Origin of the sequence: Nitrosomonas communis, assembly GCF_900114745.1 — a bacterium.
GTDB lineage: Bacteria > Pseudomonadota > Gammaproteobacteria > Burkholderiales > Nitrosomonadaceae > Nitrosomonas > Nitrosomonas communis_A.
Genome location: NZ_FOUB01000056.1, coordinates 1 through 21,985 on the forward strand (window position 1 = coordinate 1; position 21,985 = coordinate 21,985).

General features: G+C 50.1%; 13 protein-coding genes. 1 reads left to right on the forward strand and 12 read right to left on the reverse strand.

Translation table 11 applies throughout. The features are described 5' to 3' along the window. On the reverse strand, positions 1-1,248 hold a 1,248-nt coding region (locus tag BM122_RS15885; RefSeq protein ID WP_074906594.1), incomplete at its 3' end, for a TIGR03862 family flavoprotein. 365 nt (positions 1,249-1,613) lie between these two features. Here BM122_RS15885 and BM122_RS15890 point away from each other — a divergent pair. Next, positions 1,614-4,007 carry a heavy metal translocating P-type ATPase gene (locus BM122_RS15890; RefSeq protein ID WP_442754387.1) on the forward strand — a complete coding sequence of 798 codons (2,394 nt, stop codon included), beginning with the start codon at positions 1,614-1,616 and terminating at the stop codon, positions 4,005-4,007. Between the two features lie 171 nt (positions 4,008-4,178). Here BM122_RS15890 and BM122_RS15895 read toward each other — a convergent pair whose 3' ends face one another. From BM122_RS15895 to BM122_RS15945, 11 genes are all read right to left on the reverse strand, one after another. Then, positions 4,179-4,769 carry a DUF305 domain-containing protein gene (locus BM122_RS15895; RefSeq protein WP_074906595.1) on the reverse strand — a complete coding sequence of 197 codons (591 nt, stop codon included), beginning with the start codon at positions 4,767-4,769 and terminating at the stop codon, positions 4,179-4,181. A 198-nt stretch (positions 4,770-4,967) separates the two neighbouring features. Beyond that, entirely contained in the window at positions 4,968-5,300 is a 333-nt protein-coding gene (locus BM122_RS15900) for a four-helix bundle copper-binding protein (protein ID WP_074906596.1), read from the reverse strand. Between the two features lie 348 nt (positions 5,301-5,648). Further along, entirely contained in the window at positions 5,649-6,260 is a 612-nt protein-coding gene (locus BM122_RS15905) for an HD-GYP domain-containing protein (protein ID WP_256212120.1), read from the reverse strand. A 119-nt stretch (positions 6,261-6,379) separates the two neighbouring features. Beyond that, positions 6,380-9,079, reverse strand: a complete 2,700-nt coding sequence (locus tag BM122_RS15910) for a cation-translocating P-type ATPase (RefSeq protein ID WP_074906597.1) — start codon at positions 9,077-9,079, stop codon at positions 6,380-6,382. Between the two features lie 165 nt (positions 9,080-9,244). Next, positions 9,245-9,922 carry a class I SAM-dependent methyltransferase gene (locus tag BM122_RS15915; protein ID WP_074906598.1) on the reverse strand — a complete coding sequence of 226 codons (678 nt, stop codon included), beginning with the start codon at positions 9,920-9,922 and terminating at the stop codon, positions 9,245-9,247. A 15-nt stretch (positions 9,923-9,937) separates the two neighbouring features. Further along, complete coding sequence (locus tag BM122_RS15920; protein ID WP_074906599.1) at positions 9,938-13,105, reverse strand: efflux RND transporter permease subunit; 3,168 nt, start codon at positions 13,103-13,105, stop codon at positions 9,938-9,940. Positions 13,106-13,115: 10 nt separating this feature from the next. Continuing rightward, positions 13,116-14,354, reverse strand: coding sequence for an efflux RND transporter periplasmic adaptor subunit (locus tag BM122_RS15925; RefSeq protein ID WP_074906600.1), 1,239 nt, complete (start codon positions 14,352-14,354; stop codon positions 13,116-13,118). Beyond that, a complete protein-coding gene (locus tag BM122_RS15930; RefSeq protein WP_218152118.1) occupies positions 14,351-15,592 on the reverse strand; it encodes a TolC family protein in 1,242 nt (413 codons plus the stop codon). The genes BM122_RS15925 and BM122_RS15930 overlap by 4 nt, the downstream gene beginning before the upstream one ends. Before the next feature lie 125 nt (positions 15,593-15,717). Beyond that, on the reverse strand, positions 15,718-18,858 hold the full coding sequence (locus tag BM122_RS15935; protein ID WP_074906601.1) for an efflux RND transporter permease subunit: 3,141 nt from the start codon (positions 18,856-18,858) through the stop codon (positions 15,718-15,720). Between the two features lies 1 nt (position 18,859). Beyond that, positions 18,860-20,452 carry an efflux RND transporter periplasmic adaptor subunit gene (locus BM122_RS15940; protein ID WP_074906602.1) on the reverse strand — a complete coding sequence of 531 codons (1,593 nt, stop codon included), beginning with the start codon at positions 20,450-20,452 and terminating at the stop codon, positions 18,860-18,862. Beyond that, complete coding sequence (locus BM122_RS15945; RefSeq protein ID WP_256212122.1) at positions 20,436-21,851, reverse strand: TolC family protein; 1,416 nt, start codon at positions 21,849-21,851, stop codon at positions 20,436-20,438. Before BM122_RS15945 ends, BM122_RS15940 begins: the two co-directional genes overlap by 17 nt. Between the last annotated feature and the right edge of the window lie 134 nt (positions 21,852-21,985).

Here is a 21,985-nt window from a genome sequence, read left to right on the forward strand (position 1 = left end):
TCTAACTGTGGCTAATGAAAGTTTTTTTCCAGTTTGCAGCCAGGTTAAAGCTCCCAAGCCCGCTGCACGACCACTGGCCAAAGCAGCGGTGAGTAAATAACCACCAGTTGGAGCTTCCCAGTCAAGCATTTCTCCTGCGCAAAACACACCCGACATAGTTTTTAACATTAATTGAGCATCCAGCGATTCAAAACAAACTCCTCCTGCGGTACTAATCGCTTCATCGATCGGTCGGGTAGCAATTAATTTTATCGGCACAGCCTTAATCGCATCAGCCAGCCGTTCTGGATTAGCAAACTCTGTAGCAGACAAATATTCTCGCAACAGTCCTGCTTTTGCTCCCTCAATCCCAATCTGACTACGCAAATGATTAGCCATAGACTTGGAGCCACGCGGCTTTGCTAACTCTTTAACCAAACGGGACATGTTCTTGCCAGGGACAAGATCAAGATAAACAGTCACCGAACCACAAGCATTAATCGTGTCACGTAACGGCGCGGATAAAGCATAAATCAAACTGCCTTCAATACCAGTCACAGTGATCATTAATTCTCCCAATTTTTGATAACTTTTCCCGGTAGCATCCGTAAAAGATAGTATTACCGATTTCAACGGCTGCGCGGCAAAGCGACCACGAAAATACTCACTCCACAGTATATCAAAACCGCAATTGGCAGGCTGTAATGGCGCGATAACTACACTTTGTTTTGCCAATAATGGTACCCATGCTCCGTCGGAGCCTAATTTTGCCCAACTACTCCCGCCTAAGGCTAAAATCACAGCCTCAGCATGAACTAATTTCTCACCGTCTGCCGTTGAAAACTTCAATGCATGATTTGCCCCCCAACCACACCAGCAGTGACGAGTATAGAAAGTTACACCGGCAGATCGCAAACGGCGCAACCAGGCTCTTAATAAAGGAGCAGCTTTCATTTCTAGCGGAAATACGCGTCGTGATGAACCCACAAAAGTTTCAATGCCCAAATCACGAGCCCAGTCCCTTACCATTTGTGGCGTGAAATGATTCAGTAACGATTCTATCTCTGGCTGTCTACTGCCGTAACGCAAAACAAAGTCGTTAAAAGGTTCAGCATGAGTCAGATTCAAACCACCTATTCCTGCCAATAAGAATTTGCGCCCGACTGAAGGCATTGCATCATAAAGGTGAACTTCTAAGCCTGCTTGACTTAAAACTTCCGCAGCCATTAATCCCGCGGGCCCGCCACCGACAATGGCAATTGTAGACATGGTAGTTAAGACATCAAAAATGAATTAAATTGTAAATCATCTTCTATCACTGGGGTGAATTGATGATATTTTTGATAAAACCGATTCCGATTTTGCAAAGATGTCTTAAGCAAGAGGTGCCTTTACCTTGCAAAGGCGCCTCTGTTTTTGCTTTTTGTAACGGTACCTTTACTATCTTTGAACTTTAAGAGTCATTCATCCTTCTTAATAAAGTACCCGTTACATTGGAGTATAACAATTTGACAACTCATTCAATTGTCTACACCTTTATTCAGAATTAAAAAATATTTTTATTTCTTACATTTCCGACCCATAGTGGCAACTAAAGGCGGACTACCGGCGCAAAGATGCGATCAGGCACAAAAGTGCCTAAACGCGGAGATGACTGTTCCACAAGGATTGCACAAATTATGACTCACGGCCATCACGAGCATGTACAGCATGACCACAATCATCCCTCAGATCACAGTGCTGTAGCGATCGATCCCGTCTGTGGTATGTCGGTCAATTCACATACAGCGAAGCATCGCGCTGAGCATGATGAACAAACTTACTATTTCTGCTCTGTCCATTGTCACGACAAATTCGTGGCCGAACCCGATATCTATCTAGTGGGCAAGCCCCCACCAGCCAGGGAATCTACACCCGACGCTATCTATACCTGTCCGATGCATCCGCAAATCCGGCAAACCGGGCCAGGAAATTGTCCGATCTGCGGCATGGCATTGGAGCCGGCAGAGGCGTCGCTCGACAATGCGCCTAATCCGGAACTCATCGATATGACTCATCGCTTCTGGATAGGCCTCATATTAACCACACCGATTTTCATTTTGGAAATGGGCGGCCATCTAATCGGGCTGACACACTTAATATCTACGCAGACTTCCAATTGGGTGCAATTACCATTAGCAACACCCGTCGTCTTGTGGGCAGGATGGCCATTCTTCGTACGCGGCTGGCAATCCATCAAGAATCGCGCACTCAACATGTTCACACTGATCGCGCTGGGTACCGGTGTCGCTTGGCTCTATAGTATCGTCGCAACCATCGCACCTGATCTCTTTCCTGATACTTTCCGAAGCCGTGATGGAGCAGTCGCAGTTTATTTCGAAGCATCGGCAGTCATCACCGTGTTGGTGCTATTGGGTCAGGTGCTGGAATTGCGAGCACGCGAACGCACTTCTGGCGCGATTAAAGCCTTGCTCAACTTGTCGCCAACTACGGCTCGTCGTCTTGGTGATGACGATGCAGAAAAGGAAATCAACCTGGATCAAGTGGTAGTAGGTGATCGCCTGCGGGTCCGTCCCGGCGACCGCATACCCGTCGATGGTAAGGTGATTGAAGGTAGCTCAAACGTTGACGAGTCGATGGTAACCGGTGAATCTATGCCGGTTCGCAAGCAGCCCGGCAACAATGTGATCGGTGGCACCATCAATGGGCAGGGTAGTTTCGTGATGCGCGCTGAGAGAGTTGGCCATGACACGATGCTGGCACAGATCGTTCGTATGGTATCGCAAGCTCAGCGCTCCCGTGCACCCATTCAACGTTTAGCAGACATTGTTGCGAGCTGGTTCGTTCCTGCAGTCATTCTGGTCGCCGTACTCGCCTTTGCCGCCTGGTCGGTCTGGGGGCCGCCGCCAGCCATGGGTTATGCCTTGATCGTAGCTGTCAGCGTGCTCATCATCGCTTGTCCATGTGCATTGGGTTTGGCCACACCGATGTCGATCATGGTCGGCATCGGACGAGGTGCGACCGAAGGGATTCTGATCAAAAATGCCGAAGCATTGGAGCTTATGGAAAAGATCGACACTATCGTGATCGACAAAACTGGCACGCTGACCGAAGGTAGGCCTAAGGTCACGGCAATTCGTACGGTAGGTAATATCAACGAAACTGAACTGCTGCGTCTCGCGGCCAGCCTGGAGCAGGGAAGCGAGCACCCCTTAGCTGCTGCCATCGTTAATGCGGCTAGAGCGCAATCGATCCCGCTTGTGAAGATAACCGATTTCGACTCACCGACCGGCAAGGGTGTGCTTGGTACCGTCGATGATCATCGGATTGTACTTGGCAACGCAAAATTCCTGGCAGAACAAGGTATCGACGCCGGAGTGCTTCAACCAGAAGCTGATATCCTCCGTCAGGACGGGGCGACAGCGATTTTCGTGGCGATTGATGGGATGGCCGCTGGTATAGTTGCCATCGCTGATCCAATAAAGGAATCGACCCCTGCTGCTATCGAAGCCTTGCATGTTGCTGGAATTCGCATCGTTATGCTAACCGGTGACAACCGTACAACAGCTGAGGCTGTTGCCCGTCACCTTGGGATTGACGAGGTCGATGCGGAAGTGCTTCCTGACCAGAAGGCAGCGGTTGTTGCAAGTTTGCGCAAGCACGGACGCGTGGTTGCAATGGCAGGCGATGGCGTCAATGATGCCCCAGCGTTAGCTACTGCCGATGTGGGTATCGCCATGGGCACGGGCACCGATGTCGCGATCGAAAGCGCTGGTATCACCTTGCTACGTGGCGATCTGCTAGGCATCGTCCGGGCGCGACACCTTTCCGAAGCGACCATGCGTAACATTCGCCAGAATCTGTTCTTCGCCTTCTTTTACAATACGGCTGGCATACCGATCGCAACCGGAGTACTTTATCCGTTCCTCGGCATCTTGCTCTCACCGATTCTTGCTGCGGCAGCAATGGCGCTATCTTCTGTCAGCGTGATCAGTAATGCATTGCGCCTACGCGTAGTCAAACTATAGCTATACAGAGCGGCCATGACCCAAAGCGCACCATTATCACAAACGTGTTTGATAGACTGAGCGCCGGGCTGGTGACTTACAGGTTTTGTAAGAAGAAACCCTACTAGCTTAATAGCAGACTCTCTCAAGCTCTTCCAGCCGTAATGTGATGATTTTTATGTCGAACTCACGTTAGCTATTTTCATGGTTGTTGTCTTTAGGGCGGGAGCCGCAAATATTATGCCATTCACACAACCAGGTACGCATTTGCTTTATTTCAGTAGCTTGGGTGAGGATGATGTTCTCGCAAAGTGTTTCAAGTTCATCATGATAAGCGCGTTCAATACACTGGGACCCTTCTATGACTGCTTGCCAGTGGTGCTTAATCATATTTTTCATAAATTCGATTTCGAACTTCGCACCATTGAGGGAGTCGAGCTTTTCCATTTGCTTACTATCACTTTTACTCATTTCAGGCTCGTGCTGGATATCATACCAATCGTTCAGCCAACCTTGCATTAGCTTAATTTCCTGCTGCTGGCTGGTTGCTATGCTATTGCACAATGATTTCAGTTCATCTTGGATCTCTTTTTGAATACACATCTGAGCCATATGTACCGCCATGGCATGATGGTCAATCATCCCTTCCATAAAACGGATTTCAAATTTTGCCGTAGCCTCTTTGGGTGCAGGCGAGTTTGCCATAGACTGTCCTGACAAAATTAGCGCCAGTACCATGAAAAACAAAAAAGACATTATCTTACCTTTTATGAGATAGTTCATTTTATGCTCCTTGAAAAAAAGTTTTCTAAAGATTCCTAAGTCTGGCTTAGCAACCTGCTAAGCCGCCGGATACGAGTGTAGAATTACATACTTTACCTACGAGCCATTCTCCAGCAAGAATTTGTACAATGCCGGTAAGCCTCAGTAGGTAACTGTTACGCTTAACCATCAGCGTATATAAGAAATGAGCATTTAGCTCTACCCAGCCATTTCTCTACAACTTTTGGCACATTCACGGCAAGTTCTGGCACACTCCTCCATGCCGAGCTTTTCACAACTACTGGCACAGGCTTCGCAGATTTCAGCGCAGACTCGACAGAGCTGATGGCTGAAAGGTGAACGTATCAGCATGAAATTGGTTGAGGTCTGGCAGATTTCAGCACAACTCATCATCAGGCGGAAATGATCGGGTGCAACATGATCGCCCCCTGTTTCCAAACAGTGGTTCATCGCTTCATGTAAGCACATTTGATAACATTGATTACAGGCTTCTACACATGCTTTCATTTTGGGATCAGTTAAATGAGCCATCGTAATACCTCCTTCAGATTAGTTAGGAATTTCGTTAACGCTCCAAGAAGAAAAAAGCAGAAACGACTTGCCATTTTAGAGTTGATACTCAGGAAGTTCTGTACGGAGGCACACAAATGAAGTGGAAAGAAATTTAGGGATGATTATTGTTTACAATGTGTTTTTAATTGTGCTAGCTGTCAATAGTAGATGCTGGAGTTTTAATTACACATAACTGATAAGAATAGATTCTGATCTATTTATTTCTGAATCCAAGCTATGTTACGACTGCAATGAAAATACCTGCTGGCATTTTGCTATCACCATTTCGCGCAACACGGCTTCTTCTGCATTAAAGACAGCAACTGCCTACGGATCAAATTGACTTCCGCTCATGCGTTCAATTTCAGTCTTGGCAACATCATAAGAGGCACCCTTGCGGTAAGCACGATCAGAGGTGATCGCATCTAGGGTATCGATGACCATAAACAGGCGTGCGCCCAAGGGAATTTGATTGCTACTTAGACCTCTTGGATAACCTGTCCCGTCATAGTGTTCCTCGTGACAGAGAATAATATTGGCTGCTTCTACCATGCCGGGTATTTGTGAAATCAGTTGATAACCTTTTTCGGGATGGGTTCGTAACTCACCCCATTCCGATTCGGTCAAAGGGCCCGGCTTCAGTAAGATGGCATCAGGCACACCAATTTTGCCGATGTCATGTAATAGCGCTCCCCAGTAAATCTGTTGCAATACAGCTGGATCTGCAGTAAAACGACGCGCCAGCACCAAGGTATGGCAAGCGACGCGCTTGGAATGCAAACCCGTCTCATGTTCCCGCAGATCCAGCGCTTTCACCAACGTTTCTGCCAACAGGTTAAACATATCTTCCTGTCTGGCACAAGCATCTCTGGTTTTGAGCAGACAATGTTCAGAGCAATAGATTTTACCCAGAGCCCTATAGGGTTGGTGTGCAATCAATTTGCCACATGCTGGCAAAATACTTCCGTGTGTTTTTTTATCCTGTCAGGTCGATCATGGTTTAACATATGCATTCTCTCCAGAAAGAATCAGCATTTCATTCAACTTCAATTCTGTTTTTAGCGATAAAGCATAACTTTCCTCAGCTGCAGAATAATCAGTGGAATAAAGCCAACTGCGATCCAACCAATACATTGATCTAAGGTAAGCGGCTCAATCTGGAACAATGCTTGAAATATCGGTACGTGGTGTATCGCCAACAGCAGGGCGAAGCTTACTGCTACCACCAGAAACAGGCGTATATTGGAGAACAAGCCTAGCTGCCAAATGGTACGTTGTTCACTGCGTGCCGCAAATGCGCGTAACAATTCAGCGGTTATCAGCGTAGTAAAAGCAGCATCACGAGCTTGCTCAAGACCGTTGTTGGCATAGTAGAGCTCATAGGCAAACACAGCGAGTGTGACGCCAGCAATCAACAAACCAGTGAACAGGATTAACTTGATGAAATCCGGATTAAATAATTCTTCTTGCGAACGTCTCGGTGGGCGGTTCATCACGTCACGCTCAATCGGATCAGTCGCGAGCGCGAGCGCCGGAAAACCGTCTGTCACCAAGTTGATCCAGAGGAGATGCAATGCCAGCAGCGGCAGCGGCCAACCCATAAGGATCGCGACCAACATCACGATCAGTTCACCGGTATTGCCGCTCAGCAAATAAGCCAATGTTTTGGCAATATTGTCGTAAATACCGCGTCCTTCTTCTACTGCAGCCACGATGGAAGCGAAGTTATCATCGGTGACAATAATATCTGCTGCTTCTTTGGTCACTTCAGTACCAGTAATGCCCATGGCAATACCGATGGAAGCCTCCTTGATCGCTGGTGCATCATTGACACCATCTCCGGTCATGGCCACCACTGTTCCACGAGCTTTCCAGGCACGTACAATGCGCAGCTTGTGCTCGGCAGTCACGCGTGCATAAACCGAAACCTGCGCTACCCGTTCCTTCAGCGCTTTGTCATCCAATCGATCGAGCTCGGTTCCTACGAGAATTTCGTCGCCCTTACCCAGAATACCTAATTCTTTACCTATTGCGCAGGCAGTATCGGGATGGTCACCCGTGATCATTACCGTTTTGATACCAGCGCGCTTGCACTTGACCACAGCCTCCTTGGCCTCGACGCGAGGCGGGTCCTGTAAGCCTACCAGCCCCAGAAAGATAAGATCTTTTTCGATTTCGGTATCGTTCATAACCCTACCCGGTTCCAAACTAAAGTCATCCAGTGGGCGCTCAGCGACAGCCAGCACGCGCAAGGCGTCATTGGCTAATGAGGTGTTAGCCTGAAGCAGCCGGGTGCGAGCATCTTCGGTTAAGGGTCTTACTCCTTCAGCTGTACGGATCAATGTACAACGAGCAAGAATTACTTCAGGCGCTCCTTTCACATATGCCCATGGGGAGTTTCCCTGTCTACGAATAACAGTCATACGTTTGCGATCAGAGTCAAAAGGCACAGTCGCCAGTCGTGGCATTTCAGTTTCGATAGTTTCACGCGTAATGTCACCTTTTGCTGCCGCCGCCAGCAGTGCGCCTTCGGTGGGATCGCCCACTACGGCAAGCCGATCTTCTTTTATGGTTAGCTCAGCATCATTGCAAGCAACCGAGGCTCGCAGTAAGGCTAGCAGTTCAGGATTTTCCGATGGCCAACTTTCCTTATTTCCGACAAAGAATGTGCCTTCGGTGGCATATCCCCCGCCAGTAATGCGATACAAACTTTCTGAAGTAACCAACTTGCGTGCGGTCATTTCACCCATTGTCAAGGTACCCGTCTTGTCGGTACAGATCACCTCGGCACAACCCAGCGTTTCGACAGCAGCCATGTGTCGTACCAATGCATTACGTAACACCATGCGCTGTACGCCCAAGGCCAGTGCAACCGTTACCACCGCCGGCAACCCTTCGGGAATGGCGGCTACCGCAAGACTCACTGCACTCAAGAAAAGCTCAAAGGCAGGAATCCCCCGCAGCAATAATCCAAAAATGAAAATCAATGCCACAATACCTAAACAGGCCCACAACAAAAGACGCGCCACCCGGTCGAGTCGCCGTTGCAACGGCGTTTCTCCTCTTTCGGCGCTCTTCAGCAGTTTAGCAATATGGCCAAGTTGCGTCTCCATGCCGGTATTCACCACCAAAGCGCGCCCAGAACCACCTGTTACACTGGTACCAAGAAAAACCATATTCTTTTGCTCAGCCAGTGGCGTTTCTGCCGGCAGACTGTCAGTGAACTTGTCTACCACTTGCGATTCACCGGTGAGCGGGGCTTCGTTGGTACGCAACACAGAGGCTTGAACCAGACGGGCATCTGCCGCAACCAGATCCCCGCCCTCGAGCAGCAAAATATCGCCTGGTACAATTTCGGTCGCAGCCACGACTACGCTATGACCATTGCGTACCACGCGGCAGTGCGGTGCGGCCAGACGGGCCAAGGCAGCAGCTGCTTTCCCGGCACGAAACTCCTGAGCGAAACCGATGATCGCATTTAGAATTACGATAGCAATAATAGCAAGGCCATCGACAATTTCACCCAGCACTGCTGAAATACCTGCAGCCCCGATCAATACCCAAATAACGAGGCTTTTGAACTGACTTATAAGAATAGCTAAAGCTGAAAAACGCTTACCTTTCTGCAGCTTATTAGGTCCATACTGACTTAGTCTGTTTTTTACCTTATCATCAGTTAGCCCTTGCTCTACATCGGTTGCAAGATGATGCGTAAGTTCAGCGATTGATTCGTTATGCCAGGCTTTCATAGCATTCATAGTGAAATTTCTCCTTGCATTTTGTGTCAGTTGGTGCAGGATTAATAGACATAACGGCATTGACCCCCCTATTGATGAAAGTCAGAGCATCCTGTCCATCCCTCACCCCTACCTCCTCCCAAAAGGAGAGTGGAACTTATGATTTGTCGCTGTGCGGCTTTTACCCTAAACATTCTCCTCAGCGAGGTCTTCGTGGCACATTGGTTTACAGGCATGATATAATGCAACGCTGCCGAGTAATGTACGATAACAAGTCATCTCCCCCACCGGATGGAATCCGGCATCAGCCATAAAACCCGGTAATAGACCCAGAATGTTGTCATGCACCTCTTCAAACCAGCGCACCAACCAAGAGATCAACCACATAAGCGAATCATGCGGCTTGCCGAAATCTGCCACATACAGCTCGCCGCCGGGCTTGAGCACGCGGAATGCTTCTCTGAGCATTTGCTGTTTATCTTGCCTTGTTAGATGATGCAGCACCAGACTGGCAAATACCCGATCGAAGCTTTGGTCTGAATAGGGCAGGCAAGTCGCACTACCCTGTTGCAGGACGATAGTCTCCCCCGCCTGCTCGGTCTTCCTGCGCGCGATGTCCAACACTTGGGGATCTACGTCGAGTCCGTATACTGTAGCGTTTGGGTGGGTTTGTTTGATCATCAGGGTGAGCGTACCGGTCCCACAGCCGATGTCCAACACGTCCTGGCCGGGCTGAATATGTGCTTGCGCAATCAACGCGGTCTTTAATGCTTCTTCAGGAAAGAAGAGCCGCATCATCGGATCGTACCAACGCGTCAACCAGTGAAAATGAAACGCCGGTATATAACGGGATTGTTTCTTCATGACGATAAACCTCTCTCAATCAGTATGATTTTCCGATGTAATGCTGTATTTATTTTTTTCTGCCAGAAACTTGATATCCTTGTGCCAACGCCAAATCACATAGATGGCCGGGATCACGAACAAGGTCAGCAGCATGGCTGTGGCAACGCCTCCAATCTGAGGTGCGGCTACCCGCTTCAATACGTCGGCGCCAGCACCTGTCGCCCACATGACAGGCAGTAGGCCGATAATATCAACCAGGGCGATCATTGCCATTGGCCGAATGCGCTCCAGCGCCCCCTTGTGGACAGTTTCAATAAGATCTTTAAGCGTTTGCAATCCACCCGCTGCGAGGCGACTCTTGCAGGCTTCATCGAGATAGACAATCATCACAGAGGTAGTCTCCGCCGCCGTGCCAATCACCGTTAGTATCCCCACCCATACCGCAATACTCATGTAATAGCCCAAGAGGGACATCAGCCACACGCTGCCAACCAGGCAAAAGGGTACCCCCAGCATGACTATTAGTGTCTTGGAGACAGAACCAAAAGTGAAGTAATACAGCACAAAAATAATGGTAATGGTGAGCGGAACGGTTAGCTTAAGTCGTTCTTTCACACGCTGCATATACTCATACTGTCCCGACCAGCCTAAGGTATAACCAGGTGGCAATTTGATTTTATCCTGCACCAGCTGCTTCAAATCCTCTACAAAGCCACCCACATCGCGCCCAGCCATATCCACGTAAACATAGCCTGCTAACATGGCGTCTTCGTCGCGAATCATGGCAGGTCCGCTGACCATACGTAAATCCACCAATTGCCCCAGTGGGACCTGTGCGCCGTTAGAGGCACTGACCGTTATCCGCCGCAGTTTGTCTAGGTCGTCACGCTGCTCACGCAAGTAACGCAGGTTGAGCGGATAGCGTTCGCGCCCCTCGATGGTGGTAGTGATGTTTTCCCCGCCAATGGCCGATTCAATAACGCGACCGATGTCCATAATAGTGAAGCCGTAGCGAGCGATCTCATCCCGTTTGATGGTGAAATCCAGAAAATAGCCGCCCGAAACTCTCTCGGCGTAAACGCTGCGGGTACCCGGCACCTCCTTGGCGATCATCTCAATCTCTTTGCCTATCGTTTCGATGGTCTTCAAATCTGGCCCGAATATTTTGATCCCCACCGGCGTGCGCACGCCGGTGGAGAGCATATCGAGGCGTGCCTTGATAGGCATGGTCCAGGCATTGGTCACACCCGGCAATTGCAAGGCTTGGTCCATTTCGGCAAGCAGATCTTCATAGCTCAGTCCTTGGCGCCATTGCGCCTTGGGTTTCAGTTCCACCACCACTTCCATCATGCTAAAGGGTGCCGGATCAGTGGAGGTGTCGGCACGCCCAGCCTTACCGAACACGTGCTCTACCTCGGGAAAGGATTTCAGCTTCTGATCCATTTGCTGCAGCAGCTTACTCGCCTCTGTCACTGAAATCCCTGGCAAGGTGACCGGCATGTAGAGAATCGTCCCTTCGTACAGCGGCGGCATAAACTCCTTGCCCAGCCGCTGAAAGATAGGAATTACGCTCAGCGAGATCACTATCGTTACAAGCACCACAGCAACCCGGTGGCGCAGTACCAGAGCCAATGTCGGGGCGTATAAACGCTGCAATAGGCGCGTGACGGGATGCCTTTGCTCGGGAAATATTCTTCCCCGGATCAATCCCGGCAAACACGCCGGAACCAAAGTGATGGTTAATGCCGCACAAACAGCGATACCCAAACTATTAGTCCAGGCAAGCGGCTTGAAAAGCCGGCCCTCTTGCGCTTCCAGAGCAAAAACCGGAATAAAGGAAATAGCGATCACCAATACCGCCGCGAAAGTTGCTGGCCCCACTTCCTTAGCCGAATCGATGATTATCTGCGTTCGGTCACCTACCCGTCCGTTTTGCTCCCATTCTTCCAGCCGCTTGTGGGCGTTATCCACCATGATGATGGCAGCATCCACCATGTCACCAATAGCGATGATTATGCCGCCGATACTCATGATATTCATGCCGACATCAAAAAAATACATCGGAATAAACGCAATCAGAATCGAGAGCGGCAGGGTAATGATCGGAATGAGCGCAGAACGGATATGCAGCAGAAAAACAATGATGAGCACGCCGGTAATGATTAATTCTTCCGCCAGGTTTTCGCTGATCGTGGCAATGGACTCTTCGATCAACTCACTGCGGTCGTAGGTGGTCACGATCTTCATACCCTTGGGCAGGGAGGATTCAATTTCCTTTAACTTGGCTTTAACCCGAGCTATTACCTCAGGAACATCCTCGCCATAACGCATGATAACGATGCCACCCACGGCATCGCCCTGGCCATTCAGTTCTGCGATACCACGCCGCATATCTGGGCCTAAGCTAACTGCAGCTACGTCGCGTAATAGAATGGGGGTGCCGTTGGCATCCGTGCCGATGGCGATTTTCTCGATATCGTCCTTGGACTTGATGTAGCCGCGCCCGCGGATCATGTACTCGAGACCGGAAAACTCCACTACCCGGCCGCCCACGTCTTGATTGCTGAGACGCACTTTGTCGATGATCTCATCCAGATTCAGCTTGTAAGCCAGCACCTTGGTGGAATCAAGATTGATCTGGTACTGGCGCACAAAACCGCCGATACTCGCCACTTCCGCCACTCCATCGACGGCACGCAGCCAATAGCGCAGATACCAGTCCTGGAACGAGCGCAATGAAGCGAGATCCTGTTGGCCGCTTTCGTCCACTAAAGCGTATTGAAACACCCAGCCCACCGCCGTGGCATCCGGCCCTAGCTGCGGCGTTACGCCTTCCGGCAATCTGCCGGTTAACTGGTTCATATATTCCAGTACACGGGATCGCGCCCAGTAAATGTCGGTGCCATCCTTAAACAACACATAAACATAGGAAAAACCGAAATCGGAAAAACCACGCACGACCGTCACATTGGGGGCGGACAACAGGGCAGTGACAATGGGATAGGTGATCTGATCTTCCACCAGATCCGGAGAACGCCCAGGCCATGTCGTGTAGACGATAACCTGGGTATCGGACAAATCCGGCAAGGCATCAACGGGGATATTCTTCATGGACCACAGGCCGCCAGCGGCCAGACCGAACACCAGCAGAAACACGATGAATGGGTTCTTGGCGCAATATTCGATTAGTTTTTCGACCATGATTGTTATCTCAGTGTTTCATGCCCGGCATGGCGCCAATCGCCGCTTTCAATTGGCTTTCGGAGTCGATCAGGAAATTGGCCGAAGTGACGACATGCTCACCTTGCTGGATACCATCCAGGATTTCCACCCAATCGCCGCTGCGTTGCCCGATTTTGACCTCACGCCATTCGAGCCGACCACCACCCTGGTGGATAAAAATGATCTGTCGCTCCCCCGACTCCAGTACTGCATTTCTGGGTACGACAAGCCGGACTCCCAACGGAACTTTAAGTTCCAGATTGGCATACATGCCCGGTTTAAGACGTTCACCGGGATTGTCGAGTTCGAAACGCACCTTGCCGGTGCGCGTTTGGGGATCAATGGTAGGATAAATAAAGGTGAGACGCGCCTGAAGCTTCACATCGGGCACATAGGATAATGTTACGGTAGCGATCTGCCCAATCTCTACCAGTGGCATTTCATACTCGTAGATGTCACCGATAATCCAGATGCGGGACAGATCAGCGATGGTATACAGCTCATCGCCAGGCTTGGTATACAATCCAACCACGGCTGTCTTGTTGATCACGGTACCCGTTTGGGGTGCGTGGATCGGCAAAGTGAGCAATACTTCGCCCGTCTGTTCCAGATCGCGAATATGCCAGGGTTCAATGTCCCACAGCAACAATCTGCGGCGCGATGATTCCAGCAAAGCTCGCGCACCTGTCGCGACTTCTGGAAATTCGCTTTTCCCCAACGTGCGGCTACTGCTGAGAGCGATCAGGTATTCCTCCTGGGTAGCCACCAATTCAGGACTATATAACGCGAATAGCTTTTGCCCTTTCTTGACATGTTCGCCGGTAAAATTAACAAACAGCTGATCGACCCAACCCTCGAGCTTGATGGTGACGCGGGATAGCAGCCTTTCATCCACTTCCACCCGGCCTACGGTACGGATGGTATGATCCACGGGCTGCCGTACTGCCGGTTCGAACGTGACACCGATGGTTTGCAGCCGTTCCAGCGGAATAAGCGTGGTGTTCAGAGATTCCGCAGCACTTCCAGCGTGCGGCTTGTGAGCATGACGCGAATTGCCTTCTCCCATCTTCTCATGATTTATCGGTTCAGTTTTTTCTGTTTTCCCGTTCACGGCAAGCGGGAATAATTCCCCGAGCGCCGGGTGATCAGAACGGATGAATAAAAAAGCTGCTATAGCAGCCATTACCACGACAGCAATGATTGATCCATAGCGTAGCCGTGGTGTCATGGTGTTATTCCAATGATCCCTTCCAGCCTGGCCAAAGCTTTTTTATGCTCGACCATTTCGCTGTGAAACTCCAGTTCATTCTCCTGTAGAGTAAGCAGAGCGTTCAGCAGTGTCAGGAAATCCACTTTACCCACAGCATAACTGGCCTGAGCCGAAACCAACGTCAAGCGTGATTGAGGAATGATAGCGTCCCTCAACAACTTGATGAGTTTCTCGGCACGCTCGGTTTGCGCCACGTTATCTTTGATCCTGGCCAGTAATTCTTGCCGTAGCGCCTGAAGATCCTGAAATACTGCCTCACGGCTGGCTACCGCTTCATTCACGCCCTCCCGCTGTTTGGTGGCGTAATAAAGTGGAACCTTCACATTCAGCATCACCTGATAACCATCCGTTTTCATGACCGTATCGCGTATTCCCAGAGCATTGACTTCAAAGTCCGGATAGTACTCCCGCTTGGCCAAGGTAATCGCCTCTTGGCTTTGTTCCACAGTTTTCTGCCGGCCTTGCAGTAAAGGAGAAGCTTGGTCAAGCATGGCATTGAGATCGATCAGCGAATAGCGCATGGGCGTAAACTGTATTTCTTCTGGTGCGCTGATTGGATCGCTGGGGAGTCTGTTCAGAATTCGGTTGATGTCCGCATGGAGAGATTGGCGACGCTGTTCCAGGGTAGCCAGGCGAGCCAGCAAGCGTGAAATTTCGGTCTGCGCCCGCAAAACATCTTGTTGAGCGGCTTGACCGACTGAATAGCGAGCATTGGCAGTTTGTTCAAATTCCTGAAGCAGCAGCTTAGTTTGCTGCAAAATACGAATAGAATCATGAACGAAGTGCAGGTCATAAAATACTTCCTTCAATCTGGCGATCACTGCCAATTGTGTCGCAAGATAATCTTGTTCAATGCGGTCTGACTGACGTGCAGCGATCTCGCCTCTAAGACCTAATTTGCCGGGAAACGGGATCTCCTGGCTTAAACCGTACATGACTTCATTTTGCGGCCCAATGTTCCGATGACCTACCGTCACTTTCGGGTCGGGCAAGGTTTTCACTTGCGGAATGACGGCCTTGGAGGATTCCCAACGTTGCAGACTGGCGCGAATATCCGGATTATTAGCCAGGGCCTCCTTGACCAGATCGTCCAGTCTGTTTGGCGTTTCACCAGCAAAAGCCAAATTACAGCTTAACGCCGCTACCATAAACAATACAATCCACTGATGATGAGCAAGGAATTTGGCAAAACCCAAAGCAATCCTCCTGTTTTGTTATATAGTTTTCTGCTTGATACTGGCAAACCTAAAAGATTAAGCCATCATTTATCAGACAGTATTCTTTATTTGTTCATTTTCTGCATCTATAAAAAGCTTACCGATCAGTTTCTCAGCTTAATTGTGCGCCTAATCGAAATTTCCTTAACCACTGCATAAACCGCTGGAAAAATAATCAGCGTTAGCACAGTGGCTGAGACCATGCCGCCCACCATCGGAGCAGCAATGCGCCGTGTTACCTCTGAGCCGGTACCCGTACTCAGCATGACCGGCAGCAAGCCCACGATGCTGCCGGCAATGGTCATCATGACGGCACGTATCCGCCTTACCGCACCTTCTGACACAGCAACATAAAGATCTTCCACAGTGACTTTTTCACCAGCTGCCTGGCGTTTTGCCTGCATGGCAATGAATGCCTGATCAAGGAAGGACAGCATTATCATGCCAGTTTCGGCTGCAATACCCACTAGGCCGATGAAACCCACTGCAACCGCGATACTCATGTTATAGCCCAGCCAGTACATCAACCAGATACCTCCGACTACGGAAAAAGGCACCGACAGCATCACGATCAATGTCTCGGTCAGACGATTGAAGTTTAAATAGATCAGCACAAATACGATTAACAGCGTAAGCGGCACCACTATTTTTAATTTCTCGGTGGCACGCTGCATATATTCAAACTGGCCGCTCCAGGTAGCGTAATATCCTGGTGGAAATTGCACTTGCTCCCGGACTGCTTGCTGCGCATCTACGATATAGCTGCCAATGTCACGATCGCGTATATCGACAAAAATGTAAGCGGACAGCAAAGCATTCTCAGTACGGATGCTCGGTGGCCCTTTGACAAGTTTGATTCTAGCAAGCTGTCCCAGTGGGATCATTGCTCCACCCATAGTAGGTACCAGCACCTGTGTCGCAATCGCTTGCGGGTCGCTGCGCAGTTCACGAGGGTAACGCACGATGACTCCATAGCGCTCGCGCCCTTCTACTGTCGTGGTAATCGTTTCGCCCCCCAGTGCGCTCGTAATGACTTCCAACAGATCACCGACAGCCAAGCCATACCGCGCAAGCGCCATACGGTCGGGTTCAATATCGAGGTAATAACCGCCAGTGGTTCGCTCCGCATAGGCACTGGTGGTGCCAGGCACTGTTTTCACGGCCATTTCGATCTGCTTGCCGAGTTTTTCTATTTCATCCAGATCATTGCCGAATACCTTAATCCCGACCGGTGTACGGATGCCGGTTGCCAGCATGTCAGTTCTGTTTTTGATCGGCATCGTCCAGGCATTACTCACACCCGGTATTTGCAGTGCTTGATCCATCTCGGCAATCAACTTGTCTATGGTCATCTCAGGACGCCACTCACTTTCCGGTTTCAAGTTGATAATGGTCTCGAACATTTCCAGTGGCGCCGGGTCGGTCGCGGTATTGGCACGTCCAGCTTTACCGAACACCGATGATACTTCCGGAAAGCTTTTAATGATTTTGTTCTGAGTTTGCATGAGTTCCGCCGCTTTGGTAACAGAAATAGCCGGCAGCGTCACCGGCATATAAAGCAGCGTGCCTTCATTCAACGGTGGCATGAATTCGCTTCCCAATCTGACAGCTGGATAAATAGTCAATCCTAATAAGACAATAGCCGCAGCGAGTATGCTTTTCTTCCATTTAATCACCCAGGTGACGACAGGCTGGTAAATCCGGATCAAGAGCCGCCCCAGCGGATTATCCTGCTCGCGCGGAATGCGGCCTCGAATCAGCAACAGCATCAGCGCTGGCACCAGGGTGATGGAAAGTAGTGCAGCGCCTGCCATGGCAAATGTCTTGGTAAAAGCGAGGGGTTGAAACATGCGTCCTTCCTGCGCCTCGAGCGTGAATATCGGCAGAAACGATACCGTAATAATCAGCAAGCTGAAAAATAGAGCCGGCCCGACTTCCTGACATGCGGTAATAATGGCATCCCTACGCGCCGCTACGGGAACAAGCGGATCAAGGCGCGCAAGATGTTTATGCGCGTTCTCAACCATGACAATGGCGGCGTCGGTCATCTCGGCAATGGCAAGTGCGATGCCAGCCAGACTCATGATGTTGGAATTGATGCCAAGGTGGAACATGACAATAAAAGCGATGAGCACACCGATCGGCAGCATGATGATCGCCACCAGCGCACTGCGCACATGCATAAGAAAAACGGCACAGACCAGCGCCACGATAATCACCTGCTCGATCAATACTTCGCTCAGTGTCGCGATGGCATGCTGAATCAATTCGGAGCGGTCATACACAGATTGAATGGTTACGCCTTCCGGTAAACCCGGTTTAAGCTCATCGATTTTCGCTTCGATATCGCGGATGACATTGAGCGCATTCTCGCCATAGCGCGCAATAGCGATCCCTGAAACGGCTTCGCCTTCACCATTGAGTTCGGTGATCCCGCGGCGCTCATTGGGGGCCAGCTCAACACGGGCGACATTACGCAATAGTACCGGCATACCCTCATGCGCTTTCACGACCAGATTCTCCAGGTCGCTGATGCTGCGTAAGTATCCTTTGCCACGCACCATGTACTCGGTTTCAGTAAGCTCGATCACACGCCCGCCCACATCGCGGTTACTCTGAGCCACTACATCGATCACTGTTCTGAGTGAAATACCATAGGCTTGTAAACGCCGTGGATCGACCGTGATCTGATAAGTTTTCTCGAACCCTCCGACGCTGGCTACTTCCGACACCCCCTCCGCCGCGACTAATTGATAGCGCAAAAACCAGTCTTGGATGCTGCGCAGCTCATCCAGCGTTCGGTCTTTCGCAGTAACGACATATTGGTAAACCCAGCCTACCCCCGTCGCGTCAGGACCAAGCGCTGGTCTTACACTTGCAGGTAATTTGTTAGCTGCAAAATTCAGGTATTCCAACACGCGGGAGCGCGCCCAATAGATATCAGTGCCATCTTCAAAAATGACGTAGATAAACGACACCCCAAAGGCCGACAAGCCACGCACTACTTTCGATTTGGGCACGCTCAGCATGGCCGTAGTCAATGGATAAGTAACCTGATCTTCAACCACCTGGGGTGCCTGGCCGGGATATTCGGTATAGATGATGACCTGGACATCGGATAGATCAGGAATCGCGTCGATCGGTGTTTTCCATACTGCAAACACCCCCCAGGCAACGATAGAGAATGTTGCCAGCAATACCAGAAAAACATGACGCACCGACCATTCGATTATTTTGCTAACCATCTCAGTGCTCTCCGTGCTCTCTGACGGCGGCGCTGGTATCGAGTAGATGAATATGTACAATGATATACTCCCCAGCTGATTTTTCGGTAATTTCGAATGCAACCTTCTGGCCAGGCTTCAGTGTACGAAGTATTGCCGGATCAGCAACCTGGAAATCCATCATCATGGACGGCCAATTGAGACTGGCGATCGGACCATGCGAAAGCGCGACCGTTGCGTGAGCAAAATCAATCGCTTCAATGGTGCCTTCACCACGATGCGTTGCTGGCCGCGCTCTTTCAATCAATGTGCTGGATTGGGTGCGTGATTCTTCATTCGATACCGAAGGGTGGCTTCCATGGCCAAAACCACTTATGGCTGCCTTGAGATTGCTTTCCGCATCAATCAGGAAATTTGCCTTGACCACCACGGCCTCCCCTGCTTCAAGCCCTCCCAATACCTCAGCATAGCCATCGGCATGCATGCCAAGTTTTACCGTGCGCGGCTCAAACCGTCCTTCACCAAGCTCCACCAGCACCAGCTGCCGTGTGCCGGTATCGAGTACTGCTGAGTCAGGGACAGTCAGCACTTTATCCTTACTATGAAAAGTAGCAAACTCCACGCGCGCGTACATATCAGGTTTAAGCAGTCCATCAGCATTGGGCAGTTCAATGCGCACGATAGCGGTGCGTGTTTCTGGTGTTACTTCAGGATAGATGAAAGCCACCTTGCCATTGAATAACTTGTCCGGGTAGGCATCGACCCTGATGGTAGCCATCTGACCAGGACGGATCATACGGAGATCCTGTTCAAACACATCAGCCAATACCCATACGCTTGATAGATCGGCAATCTGATAAAGCACCTCTCCAGGTTCAAAGCGCTTGCCTTCAATGGACGGTTTTTCCAGCACGACACCATTTGCTTTGGAGCGCAGCGTGAGGTATTGCCTGATTTCGCCTTCTTGCTGCAGGCGCTGCAATTCAATCTCCGATATGTCTAAATTGCGCAACCGCTGCAATGCGCTCTCGATCAGGTTTTGCATATCAGCTCGCGCATGGGGACTACCCTCAGCAACTAAATGCATGCCTCTCCTTGCAATAAGATATTCGTGTTGTGCTGTAATCAGAACAGGACTATAAACATCCATTAATGCATCACCTTTTTTGACTGCTTGGCCTGTGGTATTCACGTAGAGTCGTTGAATCCAGCCCTCGAATTTGGTCACCAACGTGTACAATTTGCGCTCATCTGGCTGGATGGTCGCCACAGCCCTGGCGGTATGGATCATCTCTCGCAACATGGCAGTTTCAGTTCGAACCCCCAGTTTTTGTATTTTCTCAGTAGTAATTTTCACCCCTGTCCTATCTGCTGGGGGTTCTTCGCCTTCATAAACAGGAATATAGTCCATCCCCATCGGGTCTTTCTTAGGCACTGGCGACGTATCCGATAGACCCATCGGGTTGCGGTAATAAAGAATCTTGCCCTTCGGAGTGGTCACCTCAGTTGACTCGACCACAGGCTTAACAGACTGAGTACTTCCCCACCAATACCCTACAACGAGTGACAGTATGGCCAGTACAACAATTAAGATGACTTTAGCGAGTACTCTCATAGCGAACTCCATCAATGGTGGTGTGTACCAATTCATCAGGGGTTTTGCCAGTAAGCAGATCGATTTCTGCGAGCGCTTTGTTGTAGTTGGCTATCGCTGTCACCAGGCTGATTTCGTAATTGAATACCGTTATTTGGTTATCAAGCAGCGTGAGAAAATCGACCCGGTTAACCTTATATGCCTCCAGTGCAGACTCAACCGTCAATTTGGCTTGTGGCAAAATAGTCGTTTGATACAACCGAGCCGATTTGAGATTTTGTTCAGCCGTCGCGACCTGTTGACGTAGTCTTGCCGCAATCTCGTTACTTTGCGCCTGATACAGATCCAATGCCTGATAGTGCAGTGCTTGCGATTCGGCAATGCGTGGTTCGATTTTATTGGTACGCCATACCGGCAGGTTAATCGCGACAGTCAGGCTGACCATATCAGGGCGCGATGAGTTATCCAGCATCCTATCCCGCTGACCATACGAGAGGCGCACATCAACATCGGGGTAATATCCCAAATTGGCCAGATCTACTGCCTTTTTATTGCGTGCGGCCAGGCTTTGCAGTGCCAGTAATTGCGGCCGCTGTGCCATGGCGCTCTCACGCAATGATTCCAAATTCAAGGAAACTTCGTGCAGAGACAACGGTGCGGGCATGAGCGCCGCAGCATGAGTGATACGACCCAGCGTGCGTATGAGCTCAGCTTCAATCACTGGCCGTTCGCGTGCCAGCCTGAGCAGCTCATCCTCCATTCTGGATACCTGCGTCTGGGCCTTGAATGCATCGGCCTGAGCTCCCAATCCCACTGTATAGTGATCTACAGCCAAGTGGGTAAAATCTTCCAGAATCAACTTATTTTTCTTGACCAGCTCAGTCATCTCGAGGGTAAGCCTTAAGTCGAAATAAGCAATCTTGAGATCACGCACTACTCGATTGACAGTTTCCTGGTAGCCGTAATCGACCGCTTCCGCGTCCTTGCTCGCGACTTCCTTGCGTAAACCACGTTTTCCTGGAAAGGGGAAACGCTGGGAGAGGCCAATCATTTTCATGGTCATATCCTCGCGATTAAATGGCGAAGATGCCAAAGGCGCATTGATCACTCCCGCTTCCAGCATGGGATCATCCAGTGCTTCTGCGGGTGATATTCTCTGCTGAGCTGCTTCACGTTCCCGCAGCGAAGCTTGGATTTCCGGATTGTTCTGCAAAGTTTCGGTGATAAGGGTTGCCAGCGGCGTAACCTGCTTGCCATCGGCTGCGGGTTTGTCGTGCTGAAATATCGCTGGATGAGCATGGTTTGAAACATCTGCCCGCACATCGAGCGGAATCACCCCCCCTAAAACCCATACTGCGATCATTCCATTTCTGATTATGGAAAAAACATTTCCAGCACTGTCTAGCGATGAGGCAATCATTTTGCTCTCCCTAACGTATCAATGTGTCACTGATATATGACGTATATGGACTCCTCCGTTTTGCGTGAAATTTTTTTGATCTGGCATGGCTGAAACACTTGCACTCGTATATCCGGCCTGTAACGGGAGCTTTC